An 18,690-nucleotide genomic window follows, 5' to 3' on the forward strand; every position below is an offset into this window, starting at 1 on the left:
ATCGGCAGGATCTTCCACACGTAGGGATGGAGGGCGGCCCCATGAGTCGCCCGTGCAGCCCTGAGGCCGCATGCGAACGAGCATTCTACCCGGAAACGATGGTGAGGAAAGTGGTGGATTTCCACGATGCTATTACAGCGTTTTGGCGGGGGCTTGTCTTAGATAGGGGCATTTTCCCTGAGTTCAAGGCTTGGCAACATGAAAGGTATCGAGAATTAGTCTTATCTTCTGCTGCCCGCGAACAGGCCGGTGCAGGCTATAGAGGTGTTAAACTGCTGACCACGTAACCTCATGCATACCCCATGGCCTACAAACCCTCCCCCGCCCAGCCACCTTCCGCCCTGCTCCGCCAGGTGCGCCCGCTGCGCCTGCTGCTGAACCAGGCCGAGCGCCTGGAGCACCTGCAGCGCCTGCTGGAAAGCCAGCTGCAACCGGCTGCCCGCGAGCACTGCCATGTCGCCTCCTGGCGCGATGGCACCTTGCTGCTGGTGGTAACCGACGGCCATTGGGCAACGCGCCTGCGCTACCAGCAAAAACGCCTGCTGGCGGCATTGCAGGCCATGGAAGCCTTCGGCAACCTCCGGCGCATCCTGTACAAGGTGCAGCCGCCGCTGGTGCCGGCCAAGCGCGGCGGGCATGCTGCCGAACTCTCGAACAGCGCCGCCGAGAGCCTGCGCGACACCGCCGAGGGCATCACCGACCCCAAGCTACGTGCCGCACTGGAACGGTTGGCTGCCCACGCCAACAGCAAGGCATAAAAAAGGCCACCCGAAGGTGGCCTTGATTACAACACTAGAGAGAGTGTTCGAACTTACACGGCCGCAACAGGGCGCATGTACGAGATCGGTGCCGTGCTGGCATCTTCGAAAGTGACCACTTCCCAGGCATCGGTTTCGGCAATCAGCTTGCGCAGCAGCTGGTTGTTCAGCGCGTGGCCGGACTTGTAGCCCTTGAACTCGCCGATCAGGCTGTTGCCCAGCAGATAGAGGTCGCCAATGGCGTCGAGGATCTTGTGCTTGACGAATTCGTCATCGGAACGAAGGCCGTCTTCGTTAAGCACACCCGTTTCGTCGACGACGATGGCGTTCTCGACACTGCCGCCCAGCGCAAGGTTGTGCTTGCGCAGGTACTCGATGTCACGCATGAAACCGAAGGTGCGGGCGCGGCTGACTTCCTTCACGAACGAGGTGCTGGAAAAGTCGACGACTGCACTCTGGGTCTGGCCCTTGAGGACCGGGTGATCGAAGTCGATCTCGAAGCTCACCTTGAACCCTTCGAAAGGCAGGAACGTGGCGCGCTTGTCGCCCTCTTCCACGGTTACCTCACGCAGGATGCGGATGAACTTCTTGGCTGCGTCCTGTTCTTCCAGGCCGGCAGACTGAATCAGGAATACAAAAGGACCGGCGCTGCCATCCATGATCGGCACTTCCGAGGCGGAGAGCTCGACGTAGGCGTTATCGATGCCCAGGCCCGCCATGGCGGAGAGCAGGTGCTCGACCGTATCGACCTTGACGTCACCGTTGACCAGCGTCGTCGACATGGTTGTCTCGCCGACGTTGGCCGCACGCGCAGGGATTTCGACCACAGGGTCGAGGTCGGCGCGGCGGAAGACGATGCCGGTGTCAACAGGTGCAGGCTTGAGGGTCAGGTAAACCTTCTCCCCGGAGTGCAGACCGACACCTGTGGCACGGATGGTATTCTTCAGGGTGCGTTGTTTAATCATGGCATTGGCCGCTTCAGCGCAAATTGCGAACAGGTATCAACAAAGGCTGGGGATGATAACAGACCCAACCTTTGATGAATACCAATCACCTTTATACCCCTGATAAATTCCATTAATCAGCCTGACGACGCAGGAAAGCCGGGATATCGAGGTAGTCCAGGTCGTCCTGAGGGTTCAGTTTAGCGGCTGCAGCAGCGCCTGCATGGGCCTGGTTACGCATTACGGTCGGGCGCTCCAGGTCACGGTAGTTGACCGCTGGCTGCTCCTGACGAACCGGTGCAGGGTTGGATGCTTCGTACGCCTGCTGAGCGGTCTGCAGGGTGTTGTCCACCACTTTGACCGGCTTCTCGATGCGCGCGCCCAGGCCAGTGGCCACAACGGTCACGTGCAGTTCGTCGCGCATGTCCGGGTCGATCACGGTGCCGACCTTGACCATGGCGTGGTCAGAGGCGAAGGCCTCGATGATGCTACCCACATCGGAGTATTCACCCAGCGACAGGTCCGGGCCTGCGGTGATGTTCACCAGGATGCCGCGGGCGCCCTGCAGGTTGACGTCTTCCAGCAGCGGGTTGCGGATGGCAGCCTCGGTGGCTTCACGCGCACGGTTCGGGCCGCTGGCGCAGCCAGTACCCATCATGGCCATGCCCATTTCGCCCATCACGGTACGCACGTCGGCGAAGTCGACGTTGATCATGCCCGGACGCTTGATGATGTCGGAGATACCGCGCACGGCACCGGCCAGAACATCGTCAGCCTTGGCGAACGCCGACAGCAGGCTGGCATCCTTGCCCAGGATGGTCAGCAGCTTCTCGTTGGGGATGGTGATCAACGAGTCGACGCTTTCGGCCAGCATGCGGATGCCTTCATCGGCGATCTGCATACGTTTGCGGCCCTCGAACGGGAACGGACGGGTCACCACGGCTACGGTGAGGATGCCCATTTCCTTGGCCACTTCGGCAATGATCGGCGCTGCACCAGTACCGGTACCGCCGCCCATGCCAGTGGTGATGAACACCATGTTGGTGCCCTGCAGCACTTCAGCGATGCGCTCACGGTCTTCCAGCGCGGCCTGACGGCCGACTTCCGGATTGGCACCGGCACCCAGGCCCTTGGTCACGCCAGTGCCCAATTGCAGGATGGTACGCGCACCGATGTTTTTCAGCGCTTGAGCATCGGTGTTGGCGCAAATGAATTCCACGCCTTCGATGCTGCTCTTGACCATGTGGTTGACGGCGTTGCCGCCACCACCACCAACGCCGATCACCTTGATGACCGGGCTTTGCGGGACGTTGTCTACGAGCTCGAACATTTTCCCTCTCCTTACAGTTCTCTAGTTGTTGCGCCTACCACTACTGCTTTGAAACTTAGAAGTTGCCCTGGACCCACTTCTTGAAGCGCTCAAGTACTGGGGCCTTCGGTTCATCGCCATAGCTGTTGTTGCTGCTGTTGCTGTTACCGGTCAGGACCATGTCCTCGGACTGCTTCAGCAGACCGTAGGTGAGCAGGCCCACGCCGGTGGAATAGATCGGGTTGCGCACCACGTCGCTCAGCCCCCGAACGCTGTGCGGTACGCCCAGGCGTACCGGCATGTGGAAGATTTCCTCGGCCAGTTCCACGGCACCTTCCATCTTCGCGGTGCCGCCGGTGAGGACGATGCCGGCCGGCACCAGGTCCTCGTAGCCGCTACGGCGCAGCTCGGCCTGGATCAGGGTGAAGAGCTCGTCGTAACGTGGCTCCACCACCTCGGCCAGGGCCTGGCGCGACAGCTCGCGCGGTGGGCGGTCGCCCACGCTCGGCACCTTGATGGTCTCGCCGGCACCGGCCAGTTTGGCCAGGGCGCAGGCGTAGCGGATCTTGATTTCTTCGGCGTACTGGGTCGGGGTACGCAGGGCCATGGCGATGTCGTTGGTCACCTGGTCACCGGCAATCGGGATGACCGCGGTGTGACGGATGGCGCCTTCGGTGAAGATGGCGATGTCGGTGGTGCCACCACCGATGTCCACCAGGCATACGCCCAGCTCTTTTTCATCGTCGGTCAGCACCGAGTACGCCGAGGCCAGCTGCTCGAGGATGATGTCGTCGATTTCCAGGCCACAGCGGCGTACGCACTTCTCGATGTTCTGCGCCGCATTCACTGCGCAGGTGACCACGTGAACCTTGGCTTCCAGACGCACGCCCGACATGCCCAGTGGCTCGCGCACGCCTTCCTGGTTGTCGATCACGTAGTCCTGCGGCAGGGTGTGCAGTACGCGCTGGTCGGCCGGGATGGCCACTGCCTGGGCGGCGTCGAGCACGCGCTCCAGGTCGGCCAGGCTGACCTCGCGGTCGCGGATGGCGACGATGCCGTGGGAGTTCAGGCTGCGGATGTGGTTGCCGGCCACGCCAACGAAGGCCGAGTGGATACGGCAGCCGGCCATCAGCTGGGCTTCTTCCACCGCGCGCTGGATCGACTGCACGGTGGACTCGATGTTCACCACCACGCCTTTCTTCAGGCCGCGGGACGGATGGGTGCCGATCCCGACGATTTCCAGGGTGCCGTCTTCGCCCACTTCGCCCACCAGCGCCACCACCTTGGAGGTGCCAATGTCCAGCCCGACGATCATTTTGCCGCTATGCGCGTTTGCCATGGTCCTGCCTCTCTCTAATTCTTCGCAACGGCGGGTTGGGCCGTCGTCGGTGCAATCGGTTCCCGCCAGCCAACGGCAAGTCCGTTGGAATAACGCAGATCAATGCGGGCGATAGTGGTGATCTGGTCTTTGAGTGTCTTGTCGTAAATGGCAATGAAACGGCGCATCTTCTCCACCAGATGGTCGCGCCCCAGCAGCAGCTCGATGCCTGGCCCGGCGCTGCTCGCGCCAGTGGTCAGGAACCAGCTGCCTCGCTCGCGCAGCTCCAGGCGAGCGATGGAAAAGCCCAGGGGGCGCAGCATCTGGCTCAATACCTGATACTGCTGCATGACTTGTTGCTGAGCACGTTGCGGCCCGGCCAGCTGCGGCAGGTGCTCGTAGTTGGCCAGTTCACGCGGGGTAAAGGCCTGGCCCTGGTTGTTGAGCAAGGCTTCGTCACCCCAGCGTGCCACCGGCAGCTGTTCTTCCAGGCGGATCACCACCTCGTCGGGCCACACCCGGCGCACTTCGGCGTGGGCGATCCATGGCATCTGTTCGAGTTCCGCACGCATCGCCGGCAGGTCGACGCTGAAGAAACTCGCCGCCACGTAGGGCGCGATACGCTGCTGCACCGATTGCTGGCTGATGTAGCTGAGGTCACCCTGCACGTCGATCTTGGTGATCGGCCGGTCGGCATAGGGCATCAGGCGAATGGCACCCTCATAGGCACCAAAGCCGGCCGCCACCAGCAGCACCGGCCACAGCAGGCGCTTGAGGCCGCCCAGGCTTGGACGCGGCAGGCGCGCCGATACGGGCTCGTCGGCCACCAGCCGGCTGGCACCACGCGGCACCGGCTTACTACGGCCGGTAACGGGTTGCTGCTGACGTATCATCGCGCCTTGCATGGTTATTAACCTCGCGTCGCCACGCTTTCAGCCAGGATTGCCAGCACCAGTTGCTGGAAGTCCAGGCCAGCCGCGCGGGCCGCCATGGGCACCAGGCTATGATCAGTCATGCCGGGTGCGGTGTTGACTTCGAGCAGCCAGAACCGGCCCTGCTCGTCCTGCATCACGTCCAGACGCCCCCAGCCTTCGATGCCGATGGCATCGCAGGCGCGTGCGGTCAGGTCGATCAGTTCCTGTTCCTTGACACTGTCCAGGCCGCACGGGATGCGGTACTGGGTATCGTTGGCGATGTACTTGGCGTCGTAGTCGTAGAACACATGCGGCGTACCCAGGGCGATCGGCGGCAGCACCTGACCGCGCAAGACCGCGATGGTGAACTCCGGGCCGTGGATCCACTGTTCCACCAGTACCTGGGAATCGTATTTGGCGGCGTCCTGCCAGGCAGCGACCAGTTCCTGGGCGCTGTTCACCTTGGCCATGCCGATGCTAGAGCCTTCATGGGCGGGTTTGACGATAAGCGGGAAGCCCAGTTCCGTACTGGCCTGCAAACAATCGCTTTCGCTCGCCAATACCGCGTGGCGCGGGGTGGGAATACCCAGGCTCTGCCACACCTGTTTGGTGCGCAGCTTGTCCATGGCCAACGCCGAGGCAAGGATGCCGCTGCCGGTGTAGGGAATACCCAGGCACTCCAGCAGGCCTTGCATGCTGCCGTCTTCACCGCCACGGCCGTGGAGGATGATGAAGGCGCGGTCGATCTTCTCGCTTTGCAGGCGGTCGAGCAGGTCGTCGCCCACATCGATGGCGACCACGTCGACACCAGCAGTGGTCAGGGCATCGATCACCGCAGCGCCGGACTTCAGCGACACTTCACGCTCGGCGCTCTTGCCACCGTACAGCACGGCGACACGGCCGAACGCCTTGACGTCCAGGGTCGAGTGCAGCTTTTCGTAGGCGCTGGTCATTTCGACTTCTCCTGCTTGGCGCCAGCGAACAGCGGGCTTTTCATCAGTTGCGGGGCGAGGCCGCCGACATCACCGGCACCCTGGCAGATCAGGATGTCACCCGCGCGCAGCAGTGGTTTCACCAGCGGTGCCAGCTCGGCGCCACGTTCGATGTAGATCGGGTCCAGCTTGCCGCGCTGGCGGATGCTGTGGCACAGCTGGCGGCTGTCGGCACCGGGGATCGGCTCTTCGCCGGCCGGGTAGACCTCCATCAGCAGCAACACGTTGGCATCGCCCAGCACCTGGACGAAATCGTCGTACAGGTCGCGGGTGCGGCTGTAGCGGTGCGGCTGGTAGACGATCACCAGGCGGCGGCTTGGCCAGCCACCGCGCACGGCCTTGATCACCGCCGCCACTTCGGTCGGGTGGTGGCCGTAGTCGTCGACCAGCATCACGCTGCCGCCTTCTACCGGCAGTTCGCCATACACCTGGAAGCGTCGACCGACACCCTGGAAGCCAGACAGCCCCTGGATGATGGCCTCGTCGGTGATGCCTTCGTCAGTGGCGATGGCAATGGTGGCCAGGGCGTTGAGCACGTTGTGGTTGCCGGGCATGTTCACCGACACCTCGAGCGGCTCGCGGTCGCGACGCAGCACGGTGAAGTGCGTTTGCATGCCCTGCTGGCGCACGTTGATGGCGCGGATGTCGGCCTCTTCGCTAAAGCCATAGGTTACGGTCGGGCGCTTCACCTGCGGCAGGATCTCGCGCACCACCGGGTCGTCCAGGCACATTACGGCCAGGCCGTAGAACGGCAGGTTGTGCAGGAACTCGACGAAGGTTTTCTTCAGCTTGTTGAAGTCACCTTCATAGGTCGCCATGTGGTCGGCGTCGATGTTGGTGACCACGGCCACCATCGGCTGCAGGTGCAGGAAGCTGGCATCGCTTTCATCCGCTTCGGCGATCAGGTAGCGGCTGGTACCCAGCTGGGCATTGGTGCCGGCAGCGGTCAGGCGGCCACCGATGACGAAGGTCGGGTCCAGGCCGCCGGCCGCGAACACCGAGGCCAGCAGGCTGGTGGTGGTGGTCTTGCCGTGGGTACCGGCCACGGCCACGCCATGGCGGTAGCGCATCAGCTCGGCAAGCATCTCGGCGCGCGGCACTACCGGAATGCGGCGCTCCAGGGCGGTGGCCACTTCCGGGTTGGCCGGGTTGATGGCACTGGACACCACCAGCACATCGGCGGTGGCGGCGTTCTCGGCGCGGTGGCCGACGAAGATCTCGGCACCGAACGACTCCAGGCGTTCGGTCACCGGCGAGGCTTTCAGGTCGGAACCGGACACTTCATAGCCCAGGTTCAGCAACACTTCGGCAATGCCGCACATGCCCACGCCGCCGATACCGACGAAGTGGATACGGCGGATACGGCCCATCTTCGGTTGGGGCATGGCTTTCTGGCTCTCAACCATGGGCCACCTCCAGGCAGATATCGACCACGGTGCTGGTTGCGGCAGGTTTGGCCAGGCGCCGTGCGGTGCCTGCCATGACGTTGAGTTTTTCGGGTTGCATCAGCACCTCGTTCAGGCGTTCAGCGAGCTGCGCTGCGCCAGTTGTCGCTTGTGGCATCAGGAAGGCAGCGCCTTCTCGGGCCAGATATTGGGCGTTGTGGGTCTGGTGATCGTCGATGGCGTGGGGCAAAGGCACCAGCATCGAGGGCAGGCCTGCTGCCGCCAGCTCGCTGACGGTCAGGGCACCGGCCCGGCAAACCACCATGTCGGCCCAGCCATAGGCTTGGGCCATGTCCTTGATAAAGGGCTCTACCTGAGCCTCGACGCCCGCCTCGTGATAACGCTCGGCGGTAATCGGCGCGTGTTGCTTGCCGGCCTGGTGGAACACCTCTGGCCGCAGGGTGGCGGGCACTTCGGACAGGGCCTTAGGCAACAATTTGTTCAATGGTTCCGCACCCAGGCTGCCACCGAGCACCAACAGGCGTGCACGGCGCTCGGCCAGGGGGGCGCGTTGCGCATCCATGAACAGCTCCGGGCGCACCGGGTTGCCGGTGGTACGACGCTTGTCGCTGGCCTCGAAGGTGTTCGGGAAAGCTTCGCAGACCCGCGCCGAGAGCGGCACCAGCAGCCGATTGGCGGTACCTGCACGCGCGTTCTGTTCGTGGATCACCAGCGGCACGCCACACAACCGCGCGGCCACACCGCCGGGGCCGGTCACGTAGCCACCAAAGCCCAGCACGCACACCGGCTTGAGCTGGCGAATGATGCGCCGAGCCTGCAGCACGGCCTTGACCAGGGTGAACGGCGCCTTGAGCAGCGACAGTTTGCTTTTGCCGCGCAGGCCGCTGACCTGAATCAGGTGCAGTGGCAAGCCAGCCTGTGGCACCAGCTCGTTTTCAATGCCACGCGGGGTGCCCAGCCAGTGCACGCTGTAACCGCGCGCCTGGAACTCCCGCGCGCAGGCCAGGGCCGGGAACACGTGGCCCCCGGTGCCGCCAGCCATGATCAATACGTTCTTGCCGTCAGCGGCCATGACTGGTCTCCTCGGCAAAATCGCTTTCGCTGAATTCGTGTTCCTCGCTGCCCAGGTGCGTACGGCTTTCCCACTCGATGCGCAGCAACAAGCCCACGCAGGCGCAGCAGATCACCAGCGAGCTGCCCCCGTAACTGAGGAACGGCAGGGTCAGGCCTTTGGTCGGCAGCAGGCCGACGTTCACGCCGATGTTGATCAGGAACTGGCCAATCCACAGGAAGGCCAGGCCAAAGGCCACATACGCAGCAAAGAACTGCTTGGCTTTCTCGGCCCACAGGCCGATGTACAGGGCACGCACGGTGACGAACACGAACAGTGCGATGGTCACCAGCGAACCGACGACGCCCAGTTCTTCGGCCAATACCGAGAACACGAAGTCGGTGTGCGCCTCGGGCAGGTAAAACTGCTTCTGCACGCTGTTGCCCAGGCCAACGCCCAGCCACTCGCCACGGCCAAAGGCGATAAGCGCCTGGGTCAACTGGTAGCCCGAGCCGAACTGGTCGGACCACGGGTCGGTAAAGGTAATAAGCCGCGCCATCCGGTACGGCTGCGCCTGTACCAGTACGAACACCGCCAGCACCGCCAACACCACCATCAGACTGAAGCGGAACAGCCCCACCCCACCCAGGAACAGCATGGCCGCCGCGGCGCCCATCATTACCACGGTGGCGCCGAAATCCGGCTCCATCAGCAACAGGGCAGCCATGGGCAGCAGCACGATGAACGGTTTGAAGAAGCCCATCCAGGTCTCGCGTACCTCGGTTTGCCGACGCACCAGGTAACCGGCCAGGTAGACGACCACGAACACCTTGGCGATTTCCGAAGGCTGGACGTTGAAGAAGCTGAAACCGATCCAGCGCATCGAACCGTTCACCTCACGGCCGATACCCGGCACCAGCACCAGTACCAGCAGGCCGAAGGCGCCCAGCAGCATCATGAAGCCCATGCGCTGCCAGGTGGCGATCGGCACCAGCATGGTCGCGCCACAGGCCACCAGGCCCAGGAACACGTACACCAGGTGGCGGAACATGTGATAAAGCGGGTTGCCCGACTGCACCGCAGCCACCTCCGACGACGCCGAGGTGATCATCACCAGGCCCAGGCCCAGCAAAGCCAGGCAGCCGGCGAGCATCGGGAAGTCCAGGTCGATGCCACGGCCGCTGATCAGCGGCGACGGGTAGGGCTTGAAGATGCCGAAGATCATGCAAGGCCTCCCGCTGCCTGGGCGAACAGGCGCCCGCGTTCTTCGAAGTTCTTGAACATGTCGAGGCTGGCACATGCAGGCGACAGCAGCACGGCATCGCCGGCCTGAGCCAGTTCAGCACACTGTTGCACGGCGTCATCGAGGGTCTTGACCCGTACCAGTGGCACGTCATCACCCAGGGCCTCGGCCAGGCGCTCGGCATCACGGCCAAGCAGTACCACGGCCCGGCAGAAGCGCTTGACCGGCTCACGCAAGGCCGTGAACTCGGCACCTTTGCCGTCGCCACCGGCGATCAATACCAGTTTGCCTTCGATATCGGCACCCAGGCCTTCGATGGCGGCCAAGGCTGCACCGACGTTGGTGGCCTTGGAATCGTCATACCAGTTCACGCCATTACGCTCACGCACCCACTGGCAGCGATGGGCCAGGCCACCGAACTCGCGCAGGGCTTCGAGCATGGGCTCGAACGGCAGGCCTGCGGCATGCCCCAGGGCCAACGCCGCCAAGGCATTGCTCTGGTTGTGCGCACCGCGAATCTTCAGTTCACGCGCTGGCATCAGCGCCTGGAACTCGAATGCCAGGTACTTCTCGCCATCCACTTCGCGCAGGCCGAAGGCCTTGAAGTCCGGCTGGTTGAGGCCGAAGGTCCAGCACGGGCGGCCTTCCACCGGCAGCGGCCGGCTCAGGGCGTCCTGACGGTTGACCACGACCTGCTTCGCGCCGCGGAAAATCCGGTGCTTGGCCAGGTGGTAGGCCGGCAGGCCGCTGTAGCGGTCCATATGGTCTTCGCTGATGTTCAGCACGGTGGCCACTTCGGCGTTGAGCTGGTCGGTGGTTTCCAGCTGGAAGCTGGACAGCTCCAGCACGTACAGCTCGACGTCATCGGCCAGCAGGTCCAGCGCCGGGGTACCGAGGTTGCCACCCACCGCTACACGCTTGCCCGCCTTGGCGGCCATTTCGCCGACCAGGGTAGTGACAGTGCTCTTGGCGTTGGAGCCGCTGATGGCAATGATCGGCGCTTTGGCGTTGCGGGCGAACAGTTCGATGTCACCGGACAGTTTCACACCACGCGCAGCAGCCTGCTGCAGGGCTGGCGTGGCCAGGGCCAGGCCAGGGCTTACGTACAGTTCGTTGGCGCGGCACAGGAAGTCCACGTCCAGTTCACCACAGCGCACTTCCACCTGCGGGTAATCACGGCGCAGGGTGTCCAGTTCCGGCGGTTGCTCGCGGGTGTCGGCGACCGCAAAGGCAATGCCCCGGTTCGCCAGGAAGCGAACCAGGGACATGCCGCTCTTGCCGAGGCCGACAACGATGCGGAATTGGTCGGAAGCGATCAAAGACACGCTCATCTACCTCAGTTTCAGGGTTGCAAGGCCAATCAGCACCAGAATCACGGTGATGATCCAGAAGCGGACGATCACCCGTGGTTCTGGCCAGCCCTTGAGTTCAAAGTGGTGGTGGATCGGCGCCATGCGGAACACGCGCTTGCCGGTCAGCTTGAAGGAGGCGACCTGGATCACCACCGACAAGGTTTCCATGACGAAGATGCCGCCCATGATGAACAGGACGATTTCCTGGCGAACGATGACCGCGATGGTGCCCAGCGCGGCGCCCAGTGCCAGTGCACCGACGTCCCCCATGAACACTTGCGCCGGGTAGGTGTTGAACCACAGGAAGCCCAGGCCCGCACCGATCAGCGCGCCGCAGAACACGATGAGTTCACCCGAGCCCGGCACGTAAGGGATCAGCAGGTATTCGGCGAACTTCACGTTACCCGACAGGTAGCAGAAGATGCCCAGGGCGCCGCCGACCATCACCGTTGGCATGATTGCCAGGCCGTCGAGGCCGTCGGTGAGGTTGACCGCGTTGCTGGAGCCGACGATGACGAAGTAGGTCAGCACCACGAAGCCGATGCCCAGCGGGATGGTGACGTCCTTGATGAACGGCAGGATCAGCGTCGTCTCGACGCTGGTCGGCGCGGTCTTGTACAGGAACACGGCCGCAGCCAGGCCGAACACCGACTGCCAGAAGTACTTCCAGCGGCTTGGCAGACCACGCGAGTTCTTTTCGATCACCTTGCGGTAGTCATCGACCCAACCGATGGCACCGAACGCCAGGGTCACGATCAGCACCACCCACACGTAGCGGTTGGACAGATCAGCCCACAGCAGCGTGCTGATGGCGATGGCCGACAGGATCAATGCGCCACCCATGGTCGGGGTGCCGGACTTGGACAGGTGCGATTGCGGGCCGTCATTACGCACGGCCTGGCCGATCTGACGAATTTGCAGGGTACGGATCATCCACGGCCCCAGCCACAGCGCCAGGGACAACGCGGTCAGCACACCAAGAATCCCGCGCAGGGACAGGTACTGGAAGACCGCGAAGCCTTTGTGGAACTGTTGCAGATACTCGGCCAACAGCAGCAGCATTAATGTTTCTCCCCGCTGGCACCGCACAATGCCGCCACGACGTTTTCCATCGCAGCGCTGCGCGAGCCCTTGATCAAGATAGTGGTGTCGCTGGCACTTTCGGCGCTAACGGCGTCGATCAGCTCAGCTTGAGTAGCGAAATGACGGCCATTGGCGCCGAACGCCTTGACCGCATGTGTCATGTTGGAACCCACTGCGTACAGGGCATCGACCTTGCCACGCGCGTAGTCACCCACCTGACGGTGGCCTTCTTCCGCCCATTGCCCCAGTTCGCCGATATCTCCAAGCACCAGGACGGTGCGCCCGGAAAAGCCGGCGAGTATATCAATGGCCGCGCACATGGAGGTGGGATTTGCGTTGTAACTGTCGTCGATTACCCGCACACCGTTCGGCGCGATCTGCGCCACGGTGCGGCCCTTGACCGGTTGTACCGCAGCCAGGCCGGCGGCGATGCCGCTAAGGCTCAGACCAACGGCATGGGCGGCAGCGGAGGCGGCCAAGGCGTTGCTGACGTTGTGGGTACCCAGCAGGTTCAGCTGTACCGGCACGCTGCCATCAGGCCCATGCAGGGTGAACGACGGGCAGCCCCGTGCATCACGGCCAATATGACTGGCGTGGAAGTCTGCCTGCGGGTTATCCAGTGCAAAGGTGAAAATGCGGTGGTCGCCGGCACGCTTGCGCCAGATGTCGAACGCCTTGTCAGCCAGATTGAGGATGGCAGTGCCGCCCTCGCCCAGGCCTTCGAGAATCTCGCCCTTGGCTTCAACGATCTTTTCCGGCCCGCCGAACTCGCCAACGTGGGCGGTACCGGCGTTGTTGATGATGACTACCCGGGGCTTCGTCAGGCCGACGGTGTAGCGGATTTCGCCCATGCGCGAGGCGCCCAGCTCGATCACCGCCGCGCTGTGCTCAGGGGCGATCTCCAGCAGGGTCAGCGGCGCGCCCAGGTCGTTGTTCAGGTTGCCACGGGTGGCATGCACCAGGCCACGGGTACGCAGGATGCTGGCAAGCATTTCCTTGACGGTGGTCTTGCCGCTGGAACCGGTAATGGCAACAACAGGCTTGTCGAAGGCCGCACGGTTCAAGGCGCCGAGTTGACCGAGCGCTACCCGGCAATCCTTGACCAGCAATTGCGGCAGGTCGACACCGGCCACTTCACGCTCGACCAGGGCAGCGACTGCGCCTTTGGCCTTCACGTCAGCCAGGTAGTCATGGCCATCGAAACGCGGGCCTGCCAAAGCGACGAACAGCTGCCCGGCGCTGACGCTGCGGCTGTCGATGCTGACACCGGTGAAGGTGGCGTCGCCACCGATTTGTTGACCACTCAGTGCTGTGGTCAGCTGGCTGAGTGACAGCGGCTTAAGCATGTGGAGCCTCCCAGGCTACAAGTGCCTTCTCGGCTTCAATCAAGTCGGAGAAGTCATGGCGCTCGCCATTGATCTCCTGGTAATCCTCATGTCCCTTGCCAGCCAGCACGATCACGGCGTCGGCAGCGGCGCTGGCAATCAGGTGCGCGATGGCCTCGCCACGGCCGGCAACGAACTCGACGCTGTCAGGCCTGGTGAAACCAGGACGGATGTCGTCAAAGATACGCAGCGGGTCTTCGGTACGCGGATTGTCGTCGGTGACCAGCACGCGGTCGGCCAGGCGCTCGGCCACTTCGGCCATCAGCGGGCGCTTGCCACGGTCACGGTCACCGCCGCAGCCGAACAGGCACAGCAGCTTGCCGTGGGCGTGCGGGCGCAGGGCTTCGAGTACTTTTTCCAGGGCGTCCGGGGTGTGCGCGTAGTCGACCACCACCAGCGGCTTGTCGCCGCCACCCAGGCGCTGCATGCGGCCTACCGGCCCTTGCAGTTGCGGGGTGACCTTGAGAATTTCGTCCAGCGAATAGTCCAGCGCCAGCAGGGTCGCCACGGCAGCCAGCATGTTGCTCAGGTTGAAGCGGCCCAGCAACTGGCTGCGCAGGGCGCGCTCACCCTGGGCCGTGATCAAGGTGGCACGCACACCATCGTCATTGAACACGGCTTCGCGGCAGAACAGCGAAGCATCCGGGTTTTCCAGGCTATAGCTGAGCAGCCGGGTCTCGATATGATCGACACTCGGGCGGCGTGCAAAGTCATCGGCCAGGCGACGCCCGAAGGCGTCATCCAGGTTGACCACCTGGCAACGCAGGCTCGGCCAGGCGAACAGCTTGGCCTTGGCGGCCTCATAGGCCTCCATGCTGCCGTGATAATCGAGGTGGTCGCGGGACAGGTTGGTCATCACCGCGATGTCGAATTCCAGTGCGGCAACCCGGCCTTGCTCCAGCGCATGGGAGGAAACCTCCATGGCCACAGCCTTGGCGCCACCTTTCTTGAGGTCGTTTAGGGTCGACTGCACGGCGATCGGGTCGGGCGTGGTCAGCCGACCGCTCTGCAGCTCACCGTAGAAACCGGTCCCCAGGGTGCCAATCAGGCCGCAGCGCTGGCCGAGCAGGTCGAGCGCCTGGGCCACCAGCTGGGTAACGCTGGTCTTTCCGTTGGTGCCGGTCACCCCCACCAGGTTCAACTGGCGGCTGGGCTCGCCATAGAAGCGCCCGGCAATATCCGACAACTGAGCGATCAGGCCTTTGACCGGAATCAGCGGTACATCGGTCAGCGGCAGCACGTTGGCGCCCTGCTCTTCATAGGCCACGGCGGCAGCGCCGCGGGCCAAGGCATCAGCGATATGCTCGCGGCCATCAACCTTGGCGCCCGGCACGGCCAGGAACAGATCGCCCGGGCGTACATTGCGGCTGTCCAGGGTCAGCTCACGGATCAGCGGGTCGCGGCTGGCGTGGGCGAACAGTTTGCTTAATGGCATTGTCATTATCCACGCCCTCCCTTGGCGTCTGCTGCATTGACTTGCGATTGCCCGGCGGGCGCTGCTGGTGCAGGTGGCGGCAGGTTGTCTGGCGGTACGTTCATCAAACGCAGGGTGCCGGACATGACCTTGCTGAATACCGGCGCCGAAACCAGGCCACCGAAGTAGCCGCCTTTGCCCGGTTCGTCGATGACCACGACGATGGCGTAGCGCGGATCGCTCATTGGCCCGAAGCCAGCGAACAACGAGCGGTAGGCGTTTTCGGTGTAGCCCTTGGAACCCACGGTGGCCTTACGCGCAGTACCGGACTTGCCGGCCACGTGATAGAACGGCACCTGGGCGCGGAACACACCACGCGGCGCTTCGATCACTTGCTGCAGCATGCCCTGAACAGTTTCGGCGGTTTCCTTTGGAATGGCCTGCACAGCGTCCGGGGCCTTGTCGACCTTGAGGATCGACAGCGGCACCATCTTGCCGTCGTTGGCCAGCGCCGCGTAGGCATGCACCAGTTGCAGGGCGGTCACCGACACGCCATAGCCATAGGACAAGGTTGCGGTCTCGGCCTTGCGCCACTCGCGGTGGTTAGGCAGGTTACCGACGCGCTCACCCGGGAAACCCAGACCGGTGTACTGACCCAGGCCGACCTGGGACATGACGCGGTAGATAGCCTCACCGCCAATGTCGAAGGCGATCTTGCTCATGCCGACGTTACTGGAGTTGATCAGGATGCCGGTCAGGTCGAGGATCGGGCCTTCACTGCGCGATACGTCCTTGATGGTGTAGCGGCCGATCTGCAGGCTGCCCGGGTACACCTCGACCTTGTCGGTCGGCTTCCAGCGGCCACTCTGCAGGGCCGCACTCATGGAGATCGGCTTGACCGTGGAGCCTGGCTCGAACACGTCGATGATCGCCCGGTTACGCATGGCGGCCGGGAACATGCTGCGACGGTTGTTCGGGTTGTAGGTCGGCTGGTTGACCATGGCCAGGACCTCACCGGTCTTGACGTCCATGATCACCAGGCTGCCGGCCTTGGCGTCCTGTTCGGCAATGGCATTGCGCAGTTCGCGGGTGGCCAGGTACTGCAGGCGCAGGTCTATCGACAACGCCAAGGTCTTACCGGCCTTGGCGTTCTTGGTTACCTGGATGTCCTTGATCAGCCGGCCGCGCCGGTCCTTGATCACCTGGCGCTTGCCGGGCACGCCGGCCAGCCACTCGTCGTAGGCCAGTTCGACACCTTCGCGACCATGGTCGTCGAGGTCGGTGAAGCCGACCATGTGCGCGGTGACATCACCCGCCGGATAGAAGCGACGGAATTCTTCCAGGCCGTACACACCAGGCACTTTCAGGTCGAGCACATGCTGACCCTGCTCCGGGGTCAGGCCGCGGACCAGGTAGATGAACTCTTTGCTGGCTTGCTGGGTCAGGCGCTCGGTCAGCTGCTGCGGGTTTTGCCCAAGCGCTGCGGCCAACTGCGGCCAGCGCTCTTTGGACGCCTGCATTTCCTTGGGGTTTGCCCATAGGGTGGTAACCGGGGTGCTCACGGCCAGCGGTTCACCGTTGCGGTCGGTAATCAGGCCACGGTGCGCCGGAATAGGGATATGACGCAGGCTGCGCGCGTCGCCCTGCCCCTTGAGGAAGTCACGGTCAACGACCTGCAAATCGATGATGCGCCAGCAAATGGCACCGACCATGATGGCCAGCAAGCCGATCACCACGCGGAAGCGCCACGGGTAGAGTGCGCCTTCGAGCTTCATCATGGCGCCACCATCCGCACTTCGTCAGCCGAAGGTACGCGCATCTTCAATTGCTCGGAAGCCAGGTTCTCGATACGGCTGGCAGCAGTCCAGGTGCTCTGTTCAAGAATCAGACGCCCCCACTCGGCCTGGGCCTTGTCACGCTCGTTCAGCTCGCCGTACAAGGTGTTGAGCAACTGACGGTTCCAGTGCGCGCTGTAGGACACGGCGATAGCCGAAACCAGCACGGCAACGAACAGCAGAAGCATCAGGAAGCTTCCGCCTGGCAAGGGTTTGGCAAACAGCCTGCTCACCGCAGCTTCTCCGCCACGCGCATCACGGCACTACGCGACCGTGGGTTGGCCTTGAGCTCGGCTTCGGAGGCGAACTGGGCCTTGCCGATGAGCTTGATTTTCGGCTCGAAGGCCTTGTGCTGTACCGGCAGGTTGCGCGGCAGGTTGTCGGCCTCGCCCTTGACCAGCTTGCGCATGAACAGCTTGACGATACGGTCTTCCAGCGAGTGGAAGCTGATCACCGCCAGGCGGCCACCGACTTCGAGGGCATCGAGCGCGGCCTCAAGGCCGGCTTCCAGATCACCCAGTTCGTTGTTGACGTGAATGCGAAGGCCCTGGAAGGCACGGGTAGCCGGGTTCTTGCCTTTTTCCCAGGCAGGGTTGGCCACCTTGAGTACTTCCGCCAGGTCGGCGGTACGGGTGAAAGGCTCCTTTTCACGGCGCTCGACCACGGCACGCGCCATGCGGCCGGCGAAGCGCTCTTCACCGTATTCCTTGAAGACGCGGGCAATTTCTTCCACCGGCGCGGTGGCGATGAACTCGGCGGCGCTGATGCCCTGGGCCGGATTCATGCGCATGTCCAGCGGGCCGTCATTGAGGAAGCTGAAACCACGCTCGGGGTCATCCAGCTGCGGCGACGACACGCCAAGGTCCAGCAACACGCCGCTGACCTTGCCGTGCAGGCCGCGCTCGGCCACTTCCGCGCCCAGCTCGGCAAAGCTGCGCTGCACAATGACAAAGCGGCCGTCTTCGGCCGCCAGCGCTTGCCCTGTGGCAATCGCCTGTGGATCTTTATCGAAGCCCAGCAGCCGCCCTTGCGGCCCGAGCTTGCTGAGAATCAGCCGGCTGTGTCCGCCACGGCCAAAGGTGCCGTCCAGATAGCAACCGTCGGCGCGCAGGGCCAATGCCTCGACAGCTTCGTCGAGCAGGACGGTAATGTGGTTGAAGCCGCTATCTATGGTCACAGGATCAGGTCACGCAATTCGTCGGGCATGGCGCCCGGTTGTTGAATAGCTGCAAGGTCGGCTGCCGAAACCGCGTTCCAGGCATCTTCATCCCACAGCTGGAATTTGTTCAGCTGCCCCACCAGCATCGCCTTCTTGTCGAGCTTGGCGTACTCACGCAGGCGGGGCGGTACCAGGAAACGGCCACTGCCATCGAGCTCCAGGTCAACCGCATTACCGATCAGCAAACGCTGCAGGCGACGGTTTTCCTCACGCAACGACGGCAAGGCACGCAACTTGGCTTCTATCTGCTCCCACTCATCGAGGGGATAAACACACAAGCAGGGGTCCACGGCGTCGATGGTCACGATCAGCTGACCATTGCAACGCGAATCGAGCTCGTCACGGTACCGGCTCGGCATGGCGAGACGGCCCTTGGCATCGAGGCTGACGGCGTTGGCTCCGCGGAACACGGCTGCGATTCCCCACAATGTTAGCTTTTTTGTGCCAGAAAACCCACTTCATCCCAC

At 63.3% G+C, this 18,690-nt stretch carries 17 protein-coding genes; 1 reads left to right on the forward strand and 16 read right to left on the reverse strand.

Annotated elements, in window-relative coordinates; genetic code table 11:
• Positions 1-302: 302 nt before the first annotated feature.
• Positions 303-758 carry a DUF721 domain-containing protein gene (locus N436_RS04465; protein WP_105945742.1) on the forward strand — a complete coding sequence of 152 codons (456 nt, stop codon included), beginning with the start codon at positions 303-305 and terminating at the stop codon, positions 756-758.
• 53 nt (positions 759-811) lie between these two features.
• On the opposite strand, the gene lpxC is transcribed toward N436_RS04465, so the two are convergent.
• From lpxC to mraZ, 16 genes are all read right to left on the reverse strand, one after another.
• Positions 812-1,723 carry a UDP-3-O-acyl-N-acetylglucosamine deacetylase gene (gene lpxC / locus N436_RS04470; RefSeq protein WP_016713567.1) on the reverse strand — a complete coding sequence of 304 codons (912 nt, stop codon included), beginning with the start codon at positions 1,721-1,723 and terminating at the stop codon, positions 812-814.
• 112 nt (positions 1,724-1,835) lie between these two features.
• On the reverse strand, positions 1,836-3,032 hold the full coding sequence (gene ftsZ / locus N436_RS04475; protein ID WP_003251871.1) for a cell division protein FtsZ: 1,197 nt from the start codon (positions 3,030-3,032) through the stop codon (positions 1,836-1,838).
• A gap of 55 nt (positions 3,033-3,087) precedes the next feature.
• Positions 3,088-4,350: a cell division protein FtsA gene (gene ftsA / locus N436_RS04480; protein ID WP_016713566.1), complete on the reverse strand. Its 1,263-nt coding sequence runs from the start codon at positions 4,348-4,350 to the stop codon at positions 3,088-3,090.
• Between the two features lie 14 nt (positions 4,351-4,364).
• Positions 4,365-5,234, reverse strand: coding sequence for a cell division protein FtsQ/DivIB (locus N436_RS04485; protein WP_012274056.1), 870 nt, complete (start codon positions 5,232-5,234; stop codon positions 4,365-4,367).
• A 5-nt stretch (positions 5,235-5,239) separates the two neighbouring features.
• A complete protein-coding gene (locus tag N436_RS04490; protein WP_028698610.1) occupies positions 5,240-6,196 on the reverse strand; it encodes a D-alanine--D-alanine ligase in 957 nt (318 codons plus the stop codon).
• Positions 6,193-7,641 carry a UDP-N-acetylmuramate--L-alanine ligase gene (gene murC, locus N436_RS04495; protein ID WP_016713564.1) on the reverse strand — a complete coding sequence of 483 codons (1,449 nt, stop codon included), beginning with the start codon at positions 7,639-7,641 and terminating at the stop codon, positions 6,193-6,195. Before murC ends, N436_RS04490 begins: the two co-directional genes overlap by 4 nt.
• Entirely contained in the window at positions 7,634-8,713 is a 1,080-nt protein-coding gene (murG, locus tag N436_RS04500; RefSeq protein ID WP_019097342.1) for an undecaprenyldiphospho-muramoylpentapeptide beta-N-acetylglucosaminyltransferase, read from the reverse strand. The genes murC and murG overlap by 8 nt, the downstream gene beginning before the upstream one ends.
• Positions 8,703-9,917, reverse strand: coding sequence for a putative lipid II flippase FtsW (gene ftsW, locus N436_RS04505; RefSeq protein WP_060499795.1), 1,215 nt, complete (start codon positions 9,915-9,917; stop codon positions 8,703-8,705). Before ftsW ends, murG begins: the two co-directional genes overlap by 11 nt.
• The gene (gene murD / locus N436_RS04510; protein WP_028698611.1) at positions 9,914-11,260 is read right to left on the reverse strand and encodes a UDP-N-acetylmuramoyl-L-alanine--D-glutamate ligase; all 1,347 of its coding nucleotides are present in this window, start codon (positions 11,258-11,260) and stop codon (positions 9,914-9,916) included. The genes ftsW and murD overlap by 4 nt, the downstream gene beginning before the upstream one ends.
• A 6-nt stretch (positions 11,261-11,266) precedes the next feature.
• Positions 11,267-12,349, reverse strand: coding sequence for a phospho-N-acetylmuramoyl-pentapeptide-transferase (gene mraY, locus N436_RS04515; RefSeq protein ID WP_016713560.1), 1,083 nt, complete (start codon positions 12,347-12,349; stop codon positions 11,267-11,269).
• Entirely contained in the window at positions 12,349-13,716 is a 1,368-nt protein-coding gene (gene murF, locus N436_RS04520) for a UDP-N-acetylmuramoyl-tripeptide--D-alanyl-D-alanine ligase (RefSeq protein WP_110740494.1), read from the reverse strand. Before murF ends, mraY begins: the two co-directional genes overlap by 1 nt.
• The gene (locus tag N436_RS04525; protein ID WP_110740495.1) at positions 13,709-15,196 is read right to left on the reverse strand and encodes a UDP-N-acetylmuramoyl-L-alanyl-D-glutamate--2,6-diaminopimelate ligase; all 1,488 of its coding nucleotides are present in this window, start codon (positions 15,194-15,196) and stop codon (positions 13,709-13,711) included. Before N436_RS04525 ends, murF begins: the two co-directional genes overlap by 8 nt.
• Entirely contained in the window at positions 15,196-16,944 is a 1,749-nt protein-coding gene (locus tag N436_RS04530; protein WP_177410870.1) for a penicillin-binding protein 2, read from the reverse strand. The genes N436_RS04525 and N436_RS04530 overlap by 1 nt, the downstream gene beginning before the upstream one ends.
• A complete protein-coding gene (ftsL, locus tag N436_RS04535; protein ID WP_003260787.1) occupies positions 16,944-17,237 on the reverse strand; it encodes a cell division protein FtsL in 294 nt (97 codons plus the stop codon). Before ftsL ends, N436_RS04530 begins: the two co-directional genes overlap by 1 nt.
• Complete coding sequence (gene rsmH, locus N436_RS04540; RefSeq protein WP_019097348.1) at positions 17,234-18,181, reverse strand: 16S rRNA (cytosine(1402)-N(4))-methyltransferase RsmH; 948 nt, start codon at positions 18,179-18,181, stop codon at positions 17,234-17,236. The genes ftsL and rsmH overlap by 4 nt, the downstream gene beginning before the upstream one ends.
• Positions 18,178-18,633, reverse strand: coding sequence for a division/cell wall cluster transcriptional repressor MraZ (mraZ, locus tag N436_RS04545; protein ID WP_004575120.1), 456 nt, complete (start codon positions 18,631-18,633; stop codon positions 18,178-18,180). Before mraZ ends, rsmH begins: the two co-directional genes overlap by 4 nt.
• Between the last annotated feature and the right edge of the window lie 57 nt (positions 18,634-18,690).

The organism is Pseudomonas sp. RV120224-01b, from assembly GCF_003208145.1.
Lineage (GTDB): Bacteria > Pseudomonadota > Gammaproteobacteria > Pseudomonadales > Pseudomonadaceae > Aquipseudomonas > Aquipseudomonas monteilii.